Here is a 20,149-nt window from a genome sequence, read left to right on the forward strand (position 1 = left end):
GAGGGGGAATTCAGATGAAAAAAGGAATGAAGACGATGGGTGCATTGGTGCTTGCGGTTGCGTTGACCGCAACGGCTTGTTCGGGCGAGCAGCAAAATACCCAGGGAGAAAACAATGCGCGTAATGACGCCAAACAGCCGGAAACGGTAAGTCCGAAGGAAGCTCCAAGCTTCAAGCTGTATGTCTCGGACGTGAACAAGCCGGTGCCTTCGGGCAATCTGCTGGAGGATCCGACAATCAAGTATATGGCGGAGAAGACGGGCATTAACCCGCAAATCACGTTTTTTTCGCACGCCAACTATGTCGATCAGTTGAAGCTGAAATTTGCATCGGACGACTTTCCCGATGTTTATCTCGGGTACGGACTTTCTCAGGGCGACGGCGCGCTGGAGAACGGCCTGATCATGCCTCTCAATGACCTGATCGAACAGCACGGCCCCAATATGAAGAGGGTTATTCCGCAATCGGTGTGGGATTCCGTAACGGTTAACGGAGAAATTATGGCGATTCCACAGCCCAATCACACGCCTTCTTCCCGCGTGCTGTACGTTCGTAAGGATTGGATGGAGCAAGTTGGCGTTACCGCCATTCCGACAACATCGGACGAGCTGCTCGACATGCTTCGCAAATTCAAGGACGGCGATCCGAACCAGAACGGAGAAAAGGATGAAATTCCTTTTACGATGCGCGAGAACTTCTCCTGGACCGGCGATAACATTTGGGGCATGTGGGGCATATCGCCTTATGAGGGTATTGAACTAAACGGCGAGATCGTTCCGGGGTTCCTTCATCCCAATTTCAAAAAAGGACTGGAATTTATGCAGATCATGTACCGCGAGGGACTGCTGGATGCGGAATTTCTGGTAAACTCCACGCCGATCTGGTCGCAAAAAATCAATGCGGGATTGGCTGGCGTCTGGGGGCATGTTCCTTCCGACGGATACAAGTGGCAAGAAAGCCTGACGGACAGCTTGCCGGACGCAGGCGTGGATGTCATCACGATTCCGACACCGCGCGGAACGGGATACGACGGGCCTATCGGTGCAACGGTATTCCCGGTTGACAAGTCGTATCTGATCATGAAAACGGCAAAGGACCCGGCTTCCATCATCAAGTTTTTCGATTGGCTGTACACCGAAGAGGGGCAGCTGTTCACGGAGCTGGGCGTCAAAGGAATCAACTATGCGGAAGAAAGCGGGACTTATTTCTACAAAGCCGAATCCGAGGTGGAGCAGAAAACGGAATGGCGTCAGCAATTCAAAATGCACGGCTATAACGAGCAAGCTTTTGCCGCCAAATATACGGGCCTGATGAAAGAGAAAATGCAGGCGGCCATTGAAATATCCAATGCGGAGGGTATTCCGAGCCTGACGATGGGCATGCCGGCAGTAGGGCAAAATTTATTCAATCTCTATTACGAATATCACGAGCCTGCCGCAAAAATCATTATCGATGGCGCGCCCGTCGACGAGACATGGGATCAGTTCGCGGAGTCCTGGCGTGCGATGGGCGGCCAAGAACTTATTGACGAAATGACGAACTGGTATAATAATAACAAAAAATAAGCTGAACAAGCGGCTCGATGCGGGTGGTCGATAAAGTGTATATCGTAAATTGGTTTGGCAAAAAAATGAAACGGAAGTTGATTGCGGTTATCTCATTACTTATTTTGTTTGTTGTCAGTTCCACCGGTTATTTATTTTATCAACAGACCACCCGCAAGGTCCAAAACGACGTCATTCGATTAAGCGATCATATATTGAAGCAGGCCAATTTGAATCTGGAGAGATATTTGAGCGGATATTCGGAATGGTTCCTGCTGATCTCGTCGTCTCCGGCCGCGGAGCAATGGCTCAAAATGGGGGCGGATCGGCGTCTGGATGCCTACTATCGCTTTCAGGACATGATCGATATTTATGTGAAGCCGTATATGTTTCAATATCCCGATGTCATATCGATCAGTCTGGTGCACGACAACGGCAACGCCTTTCATTTTGCGAACAAATACGGTTTCAGGTTGAACCATAGCTTTGACCCGGCCGAGATGGATTTGCAAGCGTACCAAAGCTTTGTCAAGAAGCTGCGTCTCAGCAGCGAATATGTGACGGTGAGCGGAGAGTCGCTAGAGATCCCCGTTTTGACGCTTTATAAAGCGATACGGAGCGGCAAACATAACGGCTATATGAAAATAGACATTGATTTGCAGCATGCGCTGGACATCGTCAATGAGATGGGGTTGGGGGAGGAAGGCTACGGCTTTATAAGCAATGAGGCTGGCCAAATCGTGGCTCACCATGACCCCGATCTTGTATTAAAGCCGCTCTCGGAGGATATGCAGCACCGAATAGGGCGGCAGACGCAAGGATATTCCATCAAAGAGGAGACGGAAGAAATCATATTGTACCGCTCCATTCCTTCCTCGGATTGGGTAACGGTCGTTGTATTGCCTTACCGCGAATTCGTCTCGATTATTTCTTATATCGGGCGAACGACAGTCATCATTGCGCTTGCCGGACTTGCGGCAGCCGTATTGATAGCTGCAGGTATATCGGCTTCTTTTACGGGAAGGATCGAGAAGCTTCGCAAAATGATGAGGAACACGCGAAACGGCAAGCTGGATTCATATACCGTGATCAACGGTAACGACGAGGTGGCGGAGCTTGGCAAATCGTACAAGTCGATGCTGGACGATCTAAATGATACGGTGGACGAGTTGGCCAATTCGAAGATCAAGCAAGAGAAGGCGGTTATGTCTGCCTTGCAGTCCCAGATCGACTCGCATTTTATGTACAACACCTTGGAATCTATCAATTCTTTAGCCCATATGTCGGGGAATGCGGAGATCGAAAAAATTACGATCCTGTTGTCCCGAATGCTCCGCTATACTTCGCAGTATAATGGCATTGTTGTTATGCTCCGTGATGAAATGGCCCATCTGAACAATTTTATGGATATTATGAAAATACGGCTGGGCAATGATTTTGAATACGAAATTGACATCGAAGAGCAGACGGAAGAAGCCGAATGCTTGAAAGCCATCGTGCAGCCGATCGTGGAAAATAGCGTCAAACACGGGAAGGTGCCGCTCGACGAGCCGCTCCGAATCGAGGTTGCCGTCCGCAAGCTTAAGCAGGGGAGCGCCGATTATATTGAAATTCGCATTTCCGACAACGGCTCGGGCTTCGAGGCCGGGAAGCTGGACTGGATCAACAAACAAATTCAGCAGATGAACGTGTTCCCGCTGCAATATGCCCATCCCAACGTCGGCCTGCTGAATATTCACTTTCGTCTGAAAATGTATTATCAGGAAGACGAACTGGCCGGTATGAAAGTATACAATCGTCATAACGGAGCGGTCGTGGAGATCCGCTTCCCGTTGCGACGTTAGCTCGGCAGGAAGGAGGCGCGTCATGTCGTATTATGCGGTTGTTGTCGACGACGAACATCTGATTCGCAGGAGCCTGACTCGGAAAGTGAGCAGTTATCCCGCTATCAGAGCTGCGGAGGCTTTTGCCAACGGCTACAAATGCCTGGATTGGCTGGATAGCTTTTATGCTGACATTTGCATTACGGATGTCCAGATGTCGCACATGAACGGCCTGGAATTGATTCATCAGATCAATCTTCGTTATCCTTGGATGGTTTGCATTGTCGTTTCCAGCTATGACGATTTTTCGTATGTCAAAACAAGCCTGCAGTTGAACGCCATTGATTATATTCTGAAGCCGATCGAACAAAGCGCATTGAATCAGGCGCTAAACGTTTCGGTGGAACGATTGCGTCGAAGCCGGAGCCATCAGGCGACGGACATTCTGATGAAGCATATTGCGCAACACGCCTTCCTGGTGGAAAGATGGATTGCGATCCTGAAGGCAATGCGTGCGGATGAAGCCAAACCGTTAATCGAGGAAACCCTTAGTACGATGGAGCCGTGGGTTGGCCATCGTTTCTACTTGATAAAGGAATTGTCCGAGGCATGGCTGGAATTTGTATGGGGCAAGTTGATCCAGGCCATGGCGCTGCAGCGAGCCGGAGAGCTGTCGTTCTCGAACGATTCGGATGAAGCGCCACGCGAAGCCGTTCCCAATAAGGACATCCTTCGCGTGTTCCGGGATGCTGCGGGTAGAAGGCTGGAAGAAGGGGCAACGCAAATGTTCACTATGCTCCGAGGTATCGGGGGCAATCATTCCCATCTGATGGTAGAGCAAGTCAAACGATATATGGAAGCGCATTATGCAGGGAAGATCTCATTGCAGGACATCGCGGATTCCGTGTCGTTCAGCCGGACGTATTTGGCTAACTTGTTCAAGCAGGAGACCGGGATGACGGTCTGGAATTATTTGCTGGTCATCCGGATGGAAAATGCCAAGGCGCTGTTGAACAGCTCCTTGAAGAGCTATGAAATTGCCGAAAAGGTAGGCTACGACAACAGCATCCATTTCTCCAAGCTGTTCAAGGATTATTATGGCTTGAGCCCGATGGAGTACAGAAAGCGGATCTTGTCGAAAAAAGCGGACGGGATGAATAAAGAAAAGTGAGCTTGAACAAGTATGAGGTATTTGTTATGCTCGCCTCTTTCGCCGCATAAAGTTCAAGAAGAGCTGTTTCAAGCAGCGTGAACTTTATTTCTATCGGCAAAGGGGGGAAGCGTATGCGAGAGCCGTTCCGCAACGAACCGTTTACCGACTTCGGAGTCAGCGACAATATCGCGGACTTTCAAGCTGCGCTTGCGCAGGTGGAAGCCGAACTGGGGCGGGAATACAAGCTCAAGATTGGAGCGGACTGGATCGAGACGACGAACAAACGCAAGTCGTTGAATCCGTCGCAATATACACAAATGATCGGCCTGGTTTCCCAAGGCGATGAGGAGTATGCCCATAAAGCGATATTGGCAGCCGCGGCGGCTTTCGAAGGTTGGAAGCGGGTCCCGGCCCAAGCTCGCGCAAGAGTGCTCTACAAGGCGGCTGCTCTCTTGCGGAGACGCAAACATGAGTTCTCCGCATGGCTGGTCTACGAAGCAGGCAAGAGCTGGGCTGAGGCTGACGGCGATACGGCGGAAGCGATCGACTTTATGGAGTTCTACGGCAGGGAAATGGAACGCCTGTCGGAACGTCAGCCTTTGGTGCCGCTTGCCGGAGAGGACAACGAGCTTGTATATCTGCCTCTCGGCGTAGGCATCATTATTCCGCCTTGGAATTTCCCGCTGGCCATTATGGTCGGGATGACGATGGCGGCCGTTGTGGCAGGCAATACCGTCGTGCTGAAGCCCGCAAGTCCCACGGCCGTTATCGCCGCCAAATTTATGGAGCTGCTGGAAGATGCGGGGCTGCCGGCTGGCGTGGTCAATTTTTTGCCGGGTGCGGGCGGAGAAATTGGCGACTTTCTGGTGGAGCATACGTTGACGAGGTTCGTTTGTTTTACAGGCTCGCGCGAGGTTGGCCTGCGCATTAACGAGAAGGCGGCGGCGACGCGGCCGGATCAGAAGTGGATCAAGAGAGTCGTGGCGGAGATGGGCGGCAAGGATACGATTATCGTCGACGAGGACGCCGATCTGGATCTGGCGGCGGACGCCATTACGGCATCCGCATTCGGTTATTCCGGCCAGAAGTGTTCGGCTTGCTCCAGAGCGGTCGTGCACGAGGCGGTCTATGACGAAGTGTTGGGGAAAGTCGTGGAGCGAACGCTTGCGCTTCGCATGGGCAAGGCCGCGGAGCAATCGACGTACATCGGTCCCGTTATCGACGAGCGGGCTTACATTCAGATTCTGAAATATATCGAGATCGGCCGATCGGAAGCAACGCTTGTATGCGGCGGCAACATGGGCAGCAGCTCCGGCTATTACATCGAGCCGACGATATTCAAGGATGTGGGGCCCTACGCGGTTATCGCCCAGGAGGAGATATTCGGGCCGGTGCTGGCGTTTATCAAGGCAGCGAACTTCGAGGCGGCGCTCGACATTGCCAACAATACGGAGTACGGACTGACCGGAGCCGTCATCTCGCGTAATCGAAGCCGGCTGGAGCAAGCGCGGGAGCAATTCCACGTCGGCAATCTGTACTTCAATCGCAAGTGTACGGGGGCGCTCGTCGGCGTTCATCCATTCGGCGGCTTTAATATGTCCGGCACGGATTCCAAAGCGGGCGGCAGAGATTATCTGCTGTTGTTTACGCAGCCGAAGGTCGTATCGGAGCGGTTTTAAATGTTCAAAAAATACCTTAACCGCCGCTATCCTTCGATCTCGATCCGATCAAATAGCCGATTATGGTTGATTCGACGGGAAGCACGACTAACGTCCACATTTCCTTTAAGCCGAAGCCGGGGGAACGGTAGGTTTCCGGCGTCAGCGTATAGACGAGCGCAATGAGAAGGACAAATAATGCGATCGTGCCTACGATATACAGGCGAACATTGTCGCCCGATCCGAAAAATTTGCCGAGAAAACCGAGTTCCGCTTTGCGTTTCTCGTTTTCCGCATTTGCCGCTATGATTTTGCTGGCGACTTTGGGGTCCTGGATTTCTAGTTTATTCATGGGCAGGAACCCCCTCGCCTGCATAAAACGTAAAGGTCAGCGCCCAGGAAGAAGCATCGGAATTAACGGTAATCTCATAGCGCAGCGAAAGCTTTCGATTATTCAAAATGCCGAGATGAATCATGTCCGAGCTTCCGATCGGTTTGCCTCTCGGGAAGTTGACGCATGTAATTCGCACCTCATTGTATTTCACGAGTCGGATATCCGTTGTGAAATCATCCTGCTCCTGTATGTATTCGATGCAAAAAACAAACGCAAGCGGATCGTTTTCCTCCGACAACACGATTTCGATCGGATTCATTTCATAGGCGAATACCCTGCCATGATAGACGACCTCGAATCCTCCGGACGTAATTTTCATTGCAATCCCTCCAAAACGATTTGAACTATTGCGGCTTCCTACTACTATTCTACGAAAGCGATGGCGGAGACATGACAACCTCCGAAAAGAGAGATTTGCAGAGAACGTCATAAACCATCCGATCAAACTAAAAAGCCCCGGTTCAAGCGCGTCTTTTGTAAGACGGGTTTGAATCGGGGCTTGCCTGCAGCTTTATTACCAACGGAGCTTGAACGACTTCTTGACCAGCGGGGATAGCCATTTGACGCCGCTTGGCGTCAGAGTGTCGGCTACGAGATGGGAGAGGTAACCCAGCATGGCGGTTATGCCAAGTCCGGGCGCTTTCAGTTGCTCCTCCAATCCCCAGCCTAACCACAACCAGACGGGCAGCATCCAGACGGTATGCGTCATCCCGCGATGTTTGAGCCATGGCGCCCATACGACGAAAACGCCCAATCCGATCAACCATATCATTCCGTGGATGTAACCATGATAGATCAAATAAAGGCCGACGGCGCTGACAATGGCATTTCGTATCGCACCTTGCTTCATAACAAGACCGGCCAAAATAGCGGCGATGCTGCCTCCCGCCCAGATGGGAGACAACGGTTGACCGCTGAAATACAAGTAGGCCGTAATCGCCAGGTACAGGATGCCGCCCCATAGGGCGAGCTCCCGAATTCGTTTGCTTAGTTTGGTCAGCTTGCTGCTAAGCATGCTGGGACCGTCAAGATCCGGGGCCAAGGCGGAAAATGCCGCGACGCCGATATACAGGAGGCTATCCTCCATGTCCGGCGAATGTACGACAACCGCGAGGGCGCCAATGGCCGCCCCGATGATGAGATGAGTCTTCCCTGTCATGATTCTATTTGTCCCTTCTTGTGACTGACTAACTGACTTTGGCTACATGTCCCGGATGATCTGGTTTGCAGGTTGCAGCCGGCTTACAGATGCTCCTTATTGACCTGCTCGTTGCGGACCATCTGCTCGAGCTTCTCCACCAGCCTGTCGTGCACGGGATCCTTTCGCCCGATTCCCAGCCATGATTTGCGTTTCTGCGTTTGCAGCAGCTTGAGCAGGTATATTTTCTCTTTTAATGTAAACATCTCCGCTCCTCCTTCTGTCCTTCCCGATACTATCATTATAAAAGTCAATAATTTACCCGTCAAAGTCCTGTAAAACACTCCTTGTCCATTCGCAAAGTTTATATAATGAGAGAAATCACAAAACGAGGAGATGTTGGACTTGTCGACGACACGTAATCGATTATGGTATACCAAGCCAGCCCGCGAATGGGTAGAGGCGCTTCCGATCGGATCAGGCAAGCTTGGGGCGATGGTATTCGGCGGCGTTCTCGAGGAGCGCATTCAGCTTAACGAGGATTCGTTATGGTACGGCGGCCCTATGGAGCGGGCTAATCCGGAAGCCGGGAAGGCGCTCGCCGAGATTCGGGGGCTGCTGTTCGAAGGAAAGCTGGATGAGGCGGAGCGGAAGGCGAGGCTGTCGCTAACGTCAACGCCGAAGCATATCGCTCCTTATCAGACATTGGGAGATCTTAAGCTTAGCTTCCATTCGACGATTAGCGAGACAAGCGAGTACGCAAGAGAGCTTGACCTGGATCAAGGAATCGTTACCGTCGGTTACGAGCTTGATGGCCGCGATTACCGAAGGGAAGTGCTGGCCAGTCATGTAGATGGCGTTATTGCCATTCGCCTGACAGCCGGGACGCCGGGCGCATTAACGTTCGACGCCAATCTCATCCGCAGGCCGTTCGAAGGCGAAGCCGGGAGATTGGAGCAGGTGCCAACGGTCTATATGACCGGGCAATGCGGTCCGGACGGCGTCCGGTATTGCATGGCGGCACGAGTCGTTGTCGAAGGAGGAGAGGCTTGCGTCATTGGCGATTTCCTCTCCGTTAAAGGCGCGGATGCGGCGACGCTGTATATTGCGGCTGCTACAACGTTTCGCTGCAAGGATCCCGTCGGCACTTGCATCAATGTGCTGGACGCGGCAGCAAGCAAAGGTTATAAGGACATACGCCGCGATCATATCCGGGATTACAGCGAGCTGTTCGGGCGGGTATCGCTGGAGCTGGGCGCAGAAGAGGAGGCGGAGAGGCTGCCGACGAACGAGCGGCTTGCAAGGTTCCGGGAAGGAGGCGCCGATCCCGGCTTGCTCGCGCTTTTCTTTCAATACGGCCGCTATTTGCTTATCGCCAGCTCAAGACGGGGCTCGCTGCCCGCCAATCTGCAAGGAGTCTGGAATGACAGTCATACGCCTCCATGGGAAAGCGACTATCATCTGAACATCAATCTTCAGATGAATTATTGGCCGGCCGAGAGCTGCAATCTGGCGGAATGCCACGAGCCGGTATTCGACTTGCTGGATCGTCTGAGGGAGAGAGGAAGTGTCACGGCCAAGGAGGTCTATGGCGCAAGAGGTTTCACGGCACACCATGCTACCGACTTGTGGGCGGAAACGAATGTCATCGGCCTATATATGCCCGCTGTCATTTGGCCGATGGGCGGGGCTTGGCTCGCGCTGCATCTGTGGGAGCATTACCGCTATAACATGGACGAGACGTTCTTGCGAGAGCGGGCCTATCCGACGCTTAAGGAAGCGGCGCTGTTCCTGCTGGATTTTCTCGTGGAAGACGACAGCGGCAGACTCGTGACGGCCCCATCCTTGTCTCCGGAAAATACGTACCGTCTGCCGAACGGTCAGACGGGAAGATTATGCGTCGGTCCGTCGATGGACTCCCAGATCGCGCACGCGTTGTTTACTGCATGCCTGGAAGCGATCGATGTGCTGAATTTCAGCGGCGACACGCGGGAGCGCGACTTCCGGTCGGAGGTTGCCGACGCGATCGTCAGGCTCCCGAAGCCGGCGATTGGCCGCGCCGGCGGCTTGATGGAATGGTCGGAGGACTATGAGGAAGTGGAGCCGGGCCATCGTCATATCTCGCATCTATTCGCGCTGCACCCGGGCGAACAAATTACGCCGCGCGGCGAACCGGAAATGGCGGCGGCCGCTCGTACAACATTGGAACGCAGACTGGCTAATGGCGGAGGACATACGGGCTGGAGTCGTGCCTGGATCGTCGAATTCTGGGCAAGGCTCGGCGATGGAGAGGCTGCGCTCCAGCATCTGTCCGCCTTGCTCTCGAAGTCGGTGCACCCTAATCTGTTCGGCGATCATCCGCCATTCCAGATCGACGCGAACTTCGGCGGCACGGCCGCCCTGGCAGAGATGCTGCTTCAGTCGCATCGCGGAGAAATCCTGCTGCTCCCGGCGCTGCCGCAGGCTTGGCCGGATGGGAGAATATCGGGACTGCGGGGTAGAGGCGGTTGCGTCGTCGATTTGGAATGGAGCGGCGGGGCGCTTGCAAGAGCGGTGCTGCGTTCGGAGAAAGGCGGCAGCTATGTCATCCGTTATGAAGGTGCGGGACTTGCGGCAAGAACAGAGGATGGATTTGAACCTGAACTTGCAGTCGCGGCAAGGGCATCCCGCGAACTCAGGCTGACGCTAAGCGCAGGCGAGTCGGTGATTCTGTTGCCGGCGTACGGGTAGCCGCGACGTGTGACATTGGCCGCACTCATGGTATAATGGGGCATAATCGAAGAACGATATGGTGGGATGCCCAAATGGACAATGTAACGGCAACGGCTGCATGCGACGATACATGCGCCGGCACGGAAGCGGATATTACCGGAGTTAAGGCGAAGCTGGTCGACGATACGTCGGCGTCGGAACTGGCAGACTTGTTTAAGGCGCTCGGCGATCCGACGCGCGTAAAAATTATTCATGCGCTGCTGCAATCCGAGCTGTGCGTACACGATCTGACGCAAGTGCTGGAGATGGGGCAATCCGCCGTCTCGCACCAGCTGCGGCTGCTGCGCAATATGCGCATCGTCAAGCGACGCAAAGTAGGCAAGACGGTGTTTTATTCGCTCGACGACGATCATGTCGAGCAGTTGTTCGTCTTGACGCTGCAGCATCTGCGGCACGAATAATCAGCGGTTTGCCGGCCTCTTACGGCCCCGGTCCTGGACGCATGAAGACCATTGCTCGAGTAGGGGCGTGGACTTCATGCGTTTTTTCAACTTATATCAATGTTGAAGAATCGAGTGTTTGTGCCAGCTTAATTAAATTGGCAGCTTAAACTATGTTAATATAGGAGTAGCTGCCAAGGTGAAAGCAAGTGGCTGCTAACGCGTTATTTCTAATGGAGGGATGAGTGGATGCAGGATATAAAGTTATTTAATCCCCAGGCTTTATTCGAACATATTTATACAAATGCACCCATTGGGATCGCTTTAATCTCTCTGGATCGAAAATGGATGAATGTTAATCTTGCGGTTTGCAGAATTTTCGGCTACGAAGAAGAAGAATTTAAGTCCTTTACCATAGATGATATCCGACATCCTGATGATAGCGGCAACAGCAGTGATTTATTAATCGAATTATTGGAAGGCGTCATTCCGTCGTTTGAATTGGAAAATCGTTACTTTAATAAAAATGGCAACATCGTTTGGACCTCCGTACATGTTTCATTAGTCCGTGATCATGACGGGAAACCTTTGTATTACATTACCCAATTTATCGATGTAACCAAAAACAAGCTGGCGGAACTAAAGCTGCAGGAAAGCATCGAACGATACACGTCGTTAAAAAAATACAATCACGATGCGATTATTTCTTTTGGATTAGACGGCATCATTATGAATGGCAATAATATGGTGCAGCAGATGACCGGATATCTCATTGAAGAGTTGATCGGCAAAAAAATGTCCATATTAATTGGCGAAAAAAAATTATCCAGTTTGCTTCTGGCTTTAAACGATCATGAAGAAATCGAAAAAGTTGAAAAAGACATCACTTTCATCGATCACAAGGATGGTCGTTCCGTTGAAGTGTTGGTAACGCTCGCTCCAATCATTATCCAGACTCATACCATGGGCTTTTACCTCATAGCGAAAGACATGACGGAACAAAAGAAGCTGATCATCGAGAAGGAAGCCGCTGAAAAGACGAATAAAGCTAAAAGCGAATTTCTTGCCATGATGAGTCATGAAATCCGTACTCCTATGAACGGAGTAATCGGTATGACAGATGTGCTCTTGGAGACGCAGCTGGATGAAGAGCAGCTTGAATATGTACACATTATTAAAAAAAGCGGCGATACGCTGCTTGCGATTATCAACGATATTTTGGATTTCTCCAAAATTGAATCCGGCAAGACCGAATTAATCGAAGAACCTTTGAATGTGAGAACGATTTTATCGGAAACGCTTTATATCGTCATGTCCAAGGCTCTGGAAAAAAACCTGGAGATTACGACATCCGTCTGCCCTAAGGTTCCTAACCTGGTTTATGGAGATAGTACGAAGTTAAGACAAGTTCTTATTAATTTACTTAGCAATGCCATAAAATTCACGCCTGAAGGATCGATTTCGATCGTCGTTGATGCCGTGTCGCAGGAGCGGGGGACGGTCCGCCTTCAATTTGCAATCCGGGATACGGGCATTGGCGTTTCGAAGGAACAGGTCGCTCATTTATTTGAACCCTTTTATCAAGCGGATCATTTTATGACCAGGAAAACGGTGGGAACGGGTTTAGGATTAGCGATCTGCAAAAAGCTTGTTGAGCTCATGGACGGTCAAATCTGGCATGAAGCTTCCAAAGATCAACCAGGATCAACCTTTTTGTTTACAGCCAACTTTCGGGCTCAATTCAATATTTCCGACGCGTCACAAAATGATAGGTGGCTCCAACAAGTTGACGTTGTCGATCATGCAGCCGAACCATCCTTGAAAATTCTAATCGCAGAAGACAATGAAGTGAATCAACTTGTGTTAAAAAAGATGATAGAGAAACTCGGGCACAAAACAACCATCGTACAAAACGGAAAAGAAACGGTGGAAGCTGTTAAACATGTTCCTTACGATATCATTTTTATGGATATTCAAATGCCCTCGATGGATGGATTGGCGGCCACTAAGATAATCAATGAAATGACACACGGCAAGAAAAGTCCTTATATTGTGGCGGTTACGGCCCACGCAATCAAAGGTGACAGCGAAAAATATCTTTCCGAAGGTATGGATGCTTATATCAGCAAGCCGGTCAGCATGAGCGCCATATCGGAAATCATTGAAAGAATTAAAAAGATGAAATCGAAGTCATAGCAAGAAAGGGCAATCCCTAAAGTCATCCAAGACTTGGGACTGCCCTTTTCGTTTACCTGGTTGCCGCGATCGATTGCGATTTGTACAGCCGCGCGGCGATCAGGAAGCAGACAATGCCCCAAGCCGCCATAATCGCCATGCCTATCCAGAAGCTGGACGAGGCGATGCCTTCCGCATAAATCAGGCCGTCCCGCATGCCTTCGACGAAGTAGGACAGCGGCAGCACCTTCGGCACAACCTGCAGCCATTCCGGCAAGTTGGCGACCGGGAAGAAGATGCCGCTCAGGAACATCATCAGCATGCTGGTAATGTTGGCCATGCCCATGTACGCTTCCATCGTTTTGCTGAAGGAGGAGAACAAGTAGCCCATTGCGTTGAAGACGAGAGCGCCGGCGAAAAACGCCACGGACAGGCTCAGCAAGTTAATATGCAGCGTGGCGCCGAAGCCGTAGACGCCGACAAGCGCGAGAATCGTAATTTGTATGATGCCGAGCATAAGCCGAACCAGCATGCTGGATAGTCCGAACAACCCCATGCGAGCGGGAGTCATGCGAAGCCGCTTGAGCAGGCCGCGCTTGCGCATATCGACGAGATCGCCCATGCCGAACAAGCCGCCTTGCGCAATGGACAACCCGATCATGCCGGTCAGCAGGAAGTCGGAGTAGCTCGTATCTTCGGATGCGGTCGTGATGGATTCCAGCTCCAGCGTATAAGTCGGAGGGACGCCCGCAATTGCTAAATTAGCTTGCTGGACGAAGTTGCTCATGATGCTCGAGATGGCTTGCGTGGTGGCGCCGCCTTCGTTCTCGCGGTTGACGATGAGTCCAACCTCGGAGGTCCCTTCCACCTCCGGCAAGACGATCAACGCGTCGATCTCCTTCTCCTCGACCAGCGTCTGGCCCGCTTCCAGCGTTACAGGCTCCCCTTCCGTTAGCTCGAAAATCGGAATCGACTTGATCTGCTCCAGAAGCATGCCGGAGGAAACGTTAGGCGACGCGTCGACGACGGCGATCTTCGCCTTGAACTCCGAGCTGCCGCCCCCTCCGCCGAAAATAATCATGAACAATACCATTAAAATAACGGGGAAAAACACGCTCCAAAACCATACCTGCTTCTCGCGGAACATCATCTTGAGATGCGCTCCGAACATTGCACCGAATTGCTTGGCCGCCATGCTTAGTCCCTCCATTCCTTGCCCGTGAAGGCGATGAATACATCCTCGAGGCTCAGCTCTCGGATCGAAATCTGTTCGACGCGATAACCACGGTCCTTCGTATAGCCGAACAGCTCATACAGCGTATCCTCCGGCTGCGTCGTCCATATCTGAAGCGCGGCTCCTTCCCGCACCGTACGAACTACGGCAGGGTGCCGCTGAGCGATCGCTTCCGTCTCGATGGCGGCTTGTTCGCCGTCCAGGAAGGACAGACGCACTTCGCGTTCCTTCGTCAGTCGGTCGATCAGGGCGCTCGGCGTGTCGAGCGTCACCACCTTGCCTTGATCCACGATGCACACCCGGTCGCTGAGCTTCTCCGCTTCCTCCATGTAGTGCGTCGTCAAAATCGTTGTTTTGCCTAATTGCTTCAGTCTCAGAATAATATCCCAAATATTGCGTCTGGCCTGCGGGTCGAGACCCGTTGTCGGTTCGTCCAGGAAAATAATGTCGGGATCATTGACCATCGCGAGACCGATCGCCAGCCGCTGTTTTTGTCCGCCGGAAAGCTTCTTTACATGTCTGTTTTTATGTTCCGTCAGGTTGATCATCTCCAAAATGTCCGCGACCGGCCGGGATTTGTCGTAAAAGGTGGCGAACAGCTTCAGATTTTCCTCCACGGTGAGCAGATCGAACAGAGCGCTGGACTGCGGCTGCACGCCTATGTCATTTTTGATCGCTTCTTCGTTGCGCGACCACTTCTTCGCGCCGAACGCGATGTCGCCTTCATCCGGAGGGAGTAGACCTTCGATCATCTCCAAAGTTGTCGTTTTGCCGGCGCCGTTAGGGCCGATGATCGTAAATATTTCGCCGGCTTCCACTGTAAAGCTGATGTCTTCGACGGCATGTACGGCGCCGAACGACTTCTTTAAATGCGAAACTTCCAATACGGGCATCGCAATATCACTCCTTCAGGTATTGTGTCAGGCGTCGCCTGAACCCACATCTATTCTGATTGTATAAGGAACAGGGAGGCTGCTAAACCGTCCAAGGAACCTTTTCTCCTCCGTCTGGAGACCGATAAGAAGGGAAAAGGGAAGAGACAGCGAATGAGTATTCTATTAGAAAAATTCTAACGTTGTAATCGAGAGGGGCAGTGTGCGGCAATGCTGGATAAAGTAAGATGGGGGATCATCGGGTGCGGCAATGTGACGGAGGTTAAGAGCGGTCCGGCCTTCCAGAAGACGGAGGGCTCCGAGCTAGTGGCGGTCATGCGGCGCAACGGCGAGCTCGCGGCGGACTATGCGGCAAGGCATGGCGTGCCCAAGTGGTACGACAATGCGGATGATCTGATTCACGATCCCGAGGTGGACGCGGTTTACGTAGCGACGCCTCCTTCTTCTCATATGGAATACGTGCTGCAATGCGCGGCGGCAGGCAAGCCTGTCTATGTAGAAAAGCCGATGGCGCGCAGCTCGGCGGAATGCGAGGCGATGATCGCGGCATGCCGCGAAGCGGGCGTACCGCTATTTGTGGCTTATTATCGCAGAGGGCTCGATTATTTCCGCAAAATCAAGGAACTGCTGGATGGAGGAGCCATCGGCCGCGTCTGCTTCGTCTCCATGAAGCAATATCAGCCTGCCAGGGTAAATGAGGGAGAGCAGCTGCCTTGGCGGCTTAACCCCGAGGAATCCGGAGGCGGTTTGTTCGTCGATTTGGCCAGCCATACGCTGGATATAATGGATTATTTGCTTGGTCCTATCGCCGAGGCGGCAGGGGGAGCGGGTAATCAAGCGGGGTTGTACGAGGCGGAGGATATCGTGACGGGCAGCTTCGAATTTCAGTCGGGCGTGCGCGGCGTCGGAGTCTGGTGCTTCAGCGCGTACAAACATGTCGACGTAAACGAGATCGTCGGCGAGAAGGGGAGCATTTTGTTCGACACCTTCGGCAACGAGATCATTACGCTGGAGACGGCTGCAGGCACCGAGCAGTTCACCTTCGAGAAACCGCCGCATATACAGCAGGGTCTTATTGGAATGATCGTTGATGAGCTGCGAGGAGGCCCGGCCAGCCCTAGCGACGGGACGAGCGGCATCCGCGCGAACGTCGTCATGGACAAGCTGATCGAGAGTTACTACCAATCTTAGGCCGCCGTGTCGGACTCGGTTTTGGACGGCTTGGCGCCCAGCCAGCGGGACTCCGCGATAAGCTGTTCGCAATAGTCGGCGACGGATAAAGTCAGCAGCAAGCCTGCGAGCGCTCCGCACACGGACAAGGGGATGGCCCAAAAGACCGGCGGTTGGGTGAAGTAAGGAATAAGCGCCACGGCAAGTATGGGCGGGGCGTTCCATTTAAAGATGTTGATAAGCGCGATGACGATCAACAGCGTAGCCAGCAGGGAGAGCGCTCCGGCACTCCAATAGGCCAGCAGGGAACCGACGAGCGAAGCGGAGACAGCACCCAAGGCGATTCGTCCAACCTCGGCTTTGCCGAATGGTCGAGAGATGAACAAAAGACTGAACGCGCCCAGCGTCGGGAAGAACAAGGCATTCATATGTGGAATATGGAGTGAAATCCAATAGATCAAGACGAGATATACGCAGATCGCATATGTTTTGAAGCGAAGCATGAATGCGGAACCTTCTTTCGAATGATTGTGGGGCTAAAACTTCTACGCCATGTTACATTTTAAGGGCAGTCGGCTGCCGCGTCAATGTATGTTTGAATATAATCCGATGCATATAGTCGGGAAAGTGGGAGTGGGACCGTCCAGTCAGGACAGTCCCTTGTCTATGTGAAGAAGGCGTGCGGTGTGCCTGCCGCTACTCCAGGATCATGACGCCAAACGGCTCGATCACGGCATCGCCATGCAGTTCGGAGCCGCTAATGAGGTCGCGTTTGAGTCCTTTAACCGCGATGGCGGCAGGCTCCTCTCCGTAGTTGAGCAGGAAGCAAAGAGGGCCTCTCTCGTCTTGCCTAATGGCAAGCTCCACCTGCGGCGGAAGCTCCAGCCATTCGCTAACGGGCGATGAGATGCCTGCGGCTTCCAGGACGAGAGCGGCCGCGGCTTCATCGAATACGGCGCCGTAATACCAGGCTTCGCCGCTGCCGAACGTATGGCGAGTCACGGCAGGCTTGCCGGCGTAATGCTCGCTCGTGTACGTTGCCATCACCTGCACGTTCACCGACTCTGACAGCAAAACGTCGTTGAACGCGTTTGCTGCTGTGATGACCGGTTCTCCGGACTCTCCGGCTTTGCTCCAAGCCATAGACATCGGAGCGCGCGATCCCTTTACCATCGTAAATTCCTCGACGGAGATGCCGCACAGATTGGCCGCGGCGCCAGGGAACGGACGCATATAGCAGTGACCGCGCATATCCTTGTAGCCCGTCCGGCAGCCGAAGACGACAATGCCGCCCTCGCTAACGTACTGCTCCAACAGCGCGGCCGTTTCGTCGGTCATGATGGCAGGATGCGCGTAGACGAGCATGCGGTATTGGCGCAGGTCTTCGATTGAAGTCGTCGCCCGCATGAACAGAATATCGCAGGGAATATGGCGGCGCGTCATCGCCTTGAACCATTCCGTGTTGCTTTTCCAGCGGAACGGTCCGTGCCAGACATCGTATTCGCCGTCCCATTCGTTGTCGTAATCGCGCACGATCGCGACTTCTGCCGCATAGGTCGTGCCGGCAACACGGTCGCCGATGGCGGTCAGCTCGCCGCCGATCTGCCGCGCTTCGCGAATGCGGCGATTTTCCCGGTTATGGTAATCGTTAAGGCCGTGCCAGTAGATCTCCTGGCCGAACGTTGCGGTCCTCCAGCGGAAATAGACGACCAAGTTCGCTCCGTGTGCGATCGATTGGTATGTCCATAGCCGCATCTGGCCAGGCTTGGGCGACGGCATGTCCATCTTGTTCACCCAGCCTCCCGGACCAGCCTGCTGTTCCATGATGCAGAAGTTTCGCGAGATGGAGCGGACTGCGCCAAGCGACTGGCTCCAGCCCCGGTCGGCAAGCCGGTTCTCCTCCTTTTCGTCGTAATAGATGGTCGAGAACTGCGGATAGGAATCGTAGCTGAAGAAGTCCAGCAGCTCGTCGGTCATGCGATGGTTGTCGAGATGGCCGAACAGTCCGTTGGTCGTAATCCAGTGATTCGGCGCAACTTCGCGCAGAATATGGCCTTGCACGGCCGCGAAGGAAATCGTGTTATCGGATATAAACCGTTTCTCGTCAAGCGCAAGATGCGGGTTAGGCTGCTTGCCTCCCGTTGTCTGGCGGGGCAGATGGACTTGCTCCCAGTCGGAGTAGGTCTGGCTCCAGAAGACGGTGCCCCAGGCTGCGTTAAGCGCGTCGAGCGTGCCGTATTTCTCTTTTAGCCATTGACGGAATGCGGCATGATCCGCATCGGCATAAAATTCGCTGGTCTCGCAGTTGAACTCGTTGTCGATCTGCCAGCCGATGACCGCGGGATGATCCTTGTAATGCTCCGCCATCGTGCGCGTAATGATTGCGCACAACTCGCGGTATTTCGTGCTGCTATAGTTATAGTGGCGGCGCAGCCCGTGCTGGATGGTCACGCCGTCAAAGGTTGCGTTGAGCACCTCCGGATAACGCTGCGTAAGCCAGGCAGGCGGCGTCGCCGTGGGCGTTCCGAGTATAATCTTCAAGCCGTGCTTATGGGCTAGGTCAAGCGCGCGGTCGAACAGATCGAAGGAGAAGACGCCTTCCTCCGGCTCGAAGATCGACCAGGCGAATTCGCCTACGCGTACGACGGATATGCCAAGCTCGCGCATCCTGCGGTAATCGTCTTCCCAGAGCTGCTCCGGCCAATGTTCGGGATAGTAGCAGACGCCGAGCTTAAGTTGGTCCAGTGGGGTAAGCTTGCTCATTAATAAGAACCTCCCTGAGAGAAAAATATGAGGATATTGCGGTATTCTACGTCTCATGTTAATTTTAAAGTTATGATCATGAACGGTATATGACAACATATTGCTTTTCATATGAGAAAATTGCGCATTTTTCTAGCATCGCGGAGAGGGAGGGCAGAAGGTGAGGCAGCATTATATTGTGCCGAAACCATCATACCTGCATTATGCCTGTTATCCGGATATGTTCGGCAGATATGCCGGCATACCGGAACACGCCGAGCACAGAGAGCGCGGGGCGCTCAAGGAGTACAATCTGCATCTTGTGCTGGGCGGGCGCGGCTCCATTGTGCTGGAGACGGGAGAACGGATCGAGCTGGCGGCGGGGGATGGCTTCCTGTACGGCAAGGAGGCGTATCAGCGATATGCCGCTCATCCATCGGAGCCCTGGGATATCCGGTGGATCCACTTCGCGGCCGGGTTGCCGCTGCCGTTGCTCAGGGAAGCGGATGAATACGGTAAGTGGCTGTTCTCCTTTTCGGCGCGGGAACGGTTTGTCGAGTTATCGGAGCGCATGTACGAGCTGGGCCGCAAAATAACGCTCGCAGACGAGCCGGCGTTGTCCGCGCTGCTCTACGAGACGCTGTCGCTGCTTGCGGTTCAGACGGAGCGGCCGGAGGCTACGTCCCAGCTTCGAAAGCGCGACGTTATCCGAATGGCCGCCGACGGGATTCGCGACCGCTGCGAGGAGAGCTGGAGCCTTGGCGAGATGGCGGCTCTGGCAGGCTATAGCCGCTATCATTTCCTGAGGCTGTTTCGACTCGCGACGGGAAGGACGCCGAATGAGTTCCTGGCGGAAAGCCGTATAGTCCGCGCAAAGCTGCTCCTCGCGACGACCGAGCTGCCGGTCGGACAAGTGGGAGAGCGCTGCGGTTACGGCCAAGCCAGTTATTTCATTAAACAGTTCCGGACGGCAGAAGGGTTGACTCCCCAAGCGTATCGGCAACTGCATGCCAGCGTTTCTCAGGACGAGGGTTGAAGTCTCGTCTCATACCGCTGCTGCTGAAATCCCGGCA

17 protein-coding genes are annotated in these 20,149 nt (G+C 53.2%); 9 read left to right on the forward strand and 8 right to left on the reverse strand.

Annotated elements, in window-relative coordinates; translation table 11 throughout:
• The first annotated feature begins 14 nt into the window (after positions 1–14).
• The 4 genes from B1748_RS01225 to pruA all read left to right on the forward strand — a co-directional run bounded on the left by B1748_RS01225 (position 15) and on the right by pruA (position 6,199).
• The gene (locus B1748_RS01225; RefSeq protein WP_087566036.1) at positions 15–1,565 is read left to right on the forward strand and encodes an extracellular solute-binding protein; all 1,551 of its coding nucleotides are present in this window, start codon (positions 15–17) and stop codon (positions 1,563–1,565) included.
• Positions 1,566–1,600: 35 nt separating this feature from the next.
• Positions 1,601–3,388 carry a cache domain-containing sensor histidine kinase gene (locus B1748_RS01230; RefSeq protein WP_179215306.1) on the forward strand — a complete coding sequence of 596 codons (1,788 nt, stop codon included), beginning with the start codon at positions 1,601–1,603 and terminating at the stop codon, positions 3,386–3,388.
• 22 nt (positions 3,389–3,410) lie between these two features.
• Entirely contained in the window at positions 3,411–4,538 is a 1,128-nt protein-coding gene (locus B1748_RS01235) for a response regulator (protein ID WP_087566038.1), read from the forward strand.
• A 113-nt stretch (positions 4,539–4,651) separates the two neighbouring features.
• On the forward strand, positions 4,652–6,199 hold the full coding sequence (gene pruA / locus B1748_RS01240; protein ID WP_087566039.1) for an L-glutamate gamma-semialdehyde dehydrogenase: 1,548 nt from the start codon (positions 4,652–4,654) through the stop codon (positions 6,197–6,199).
• Between the two features lie 16 nt (positions 6,200–6,215).
• Here the strand turns inward: pruA and B1748_RS01245 are convergent, their stop codons facing one another.
• From B1748_RS01245 to B1748_RS36665, 4 genes are all read right to left on the reverse strand, one after another.
• Positions 6,216–6,530 (reverse strand): hypothetical protein, encoded by a 315-nt coding sequence (locus B1748_RS01245; protein WP_087566040.1) that lies wholly within the window; start codon positions 6,528–6,530, stop codon positions 6,216–6,218.
• Positions 6,523–6,891: a DUF6864 domain-containing function gene (locus B1748_RS01250; RefSeq protein ID WP_087566041.1), complete on the reverse strand. Its 369-nt coding sequence runs from the start codon at positions 6,889–6,891 to the stop codon at positions 6,523–6,525. The genes B1748_RS01245 and B1748_RS01250 overlap by 8 nt, the downstream gene beginning before the upstream one ends.
• Positions 6,892–7,086: 195 nt before the next feature.
• On the reverse strand, positions 7,087–7,731 hold the full coding sequence (locus tag B1748_RS01255) for a metal-dependent hydrolase (RefSeq protein ID WP_087566042.1): 645 nt from the start codon (positions 7,729–7,731) through the stop codon (positions 7,087–7,089).
• An 83-nt stretch (positions 7,732–7,814) separates the two neighbouring features.
• Positions 7,815–7,976 carry a hypothetical protein gene (locus B1748_RS36665; RefSeq protein WP_179215307.1) on the reverse strand — a complete coding sequence of 54 codons (162 nt, stop codon included), beginning with the start codon at positions 7,974–7,976 and terminating at the stop codon, positions 7,815–7,817.
• Positions 7,977–8,106: 130 nt separating this feature from the next.
• Between B1748_RS36665 and B1748_RS01260 the strand changes: the two genes are divergently transcribed.
• The 3 genes from B1748_RS01260 (at position 8,107) to B1748_RS01270 (ending at position 13,058) form a co-directional block, all read left to right on the forward strand.
• Positions 8,107–10,440, forward strand: coding sequence for a glycoside hydrolase family 95 protein (locus tag B1748_RS01260; protein ID WP_087566043.1), 2,334 nt, complete (start codon positions 8,107–8,109; stop codon positions 10,438–10,440).
• 74 nt (positions 10,441–10,514) lie between these two features.
• Positions 10,515–10,883 carry an ArsR/SmtB family transcription factor gene (locus B1748_RS01265; protein ID WP_087566044.1) on the forward strand — a complete coding sequence of 123 codons (369 nt, stop codon included), beginning with the start codon at positions 10,515–10,517 and terminating at the stop codon, positions 10,881–10,883.
• Positions 10,884–11,111: 228 nt separating this feature from the next.
• Positions 11,112–13,058: a PAS domain S-box protein gene (locus B1748_RS01270; RefSeq protein WP_087566045.1), complete on the forward strand. Its 1,947-nt coding sequence runs from the start codon at positions 11,112–11,114 to the stop codon at positions 13,056–13,058.
• Between the two features lie 52 nt (positions 13,059–13,110).
• Here the strand turns inward: B1748_RS01270 and B1748_RS01275 are convergent, their stop codons facing one another.
• A complete protein-coding gene (locus B1748_RS01275) occupies positions 13,111–14,232 on the reverse strand; it encodes an ABC transporter permease (protein ID WP_246608754.1) in 1,122 nt (373 codons plus the stop codon).
• A 2-nt stretch (positions 14,233–14,234) separates the two neighbouring features.
• On the reverse strand, positions 14,235–15,164 hold the full coding sequence (locus tag B1748_RS01280) for an ABC transporter ATP-binding protein (RefSeq protein ID WP_087566046.1): 930 nt from the start codon (positions 15,162–15,164) through the stop codon (positions 14,235–14,237).
• Between the two features lie 210 nt (positions 15,165–15,374).
• Here B1748_RS01280 and B1748_RS01285 point away from each other — a divergent pair, with 210 nt between their 5' ends.
• Complete coding sequence (locus tag B1748_RS01285) at positions 15,375–16,355, forward strand: Gfo/Idh/MocA family protein (protein ID WP_087566047.1); 981 nt, start codon at positions 15,375–15,377, stop codon at positions 16,353–16,355.
• Here B1748_RS01285 and B1748_RS01290 read toward each other — a convergent pair.
• Positions 16,352–16,837, reverse strand: coding sequence for a hypothetical protein (locus B1748_RS01290; RefSeq protein ID WP_087566048.1), 486 nt, complete (start codon positions 16,835–16,837; stop codon positions 16,352–16,354). The genes B1748_RS01285 and B1748_RS01290 overlap by 4 nt on opposite strands.
• 193 nt (positions 16,838–17,030) lie before the next feature.
• A complete protein-coding gene (locus tag B1748_RS01295) occupies positions 17,031–19,097 on the reverse strand; it encodes a beta-galactosidase (RefSeq protein ID WP_087566049.1) in 2,067 nt (688 codons plus the stop codon).
• 160 nt (positions 19,098–19,257) lie between these two features.
• Here B1748_RS01295 and B1748_RS01300 point away from each other — a divergent pair, with 160 nt between their 5' ends.
• Positions 19,258–20,112, forward strand: coding sequence for an AraC family transcriptional regulator (locus B1748_RS01300; protein ID WP_087566050.1), 855 nt, complete (start codon positions 19,258–19,260; stop codon positions 20,110–20,112).
• Positions 20,113–20,149 lie beyond the last annotated feature (37 nt).

Origin of the sequence: Paenibacillus sp. MY03 (assembly GCF_002165585.1) — a bacterium.
Lineage (GTDB): Bacteria > Bacillota > Bacilli > Paenibacillales > Paenibacillaceae > Pristimantibacillus > Pristimantibacillus agaridevorans.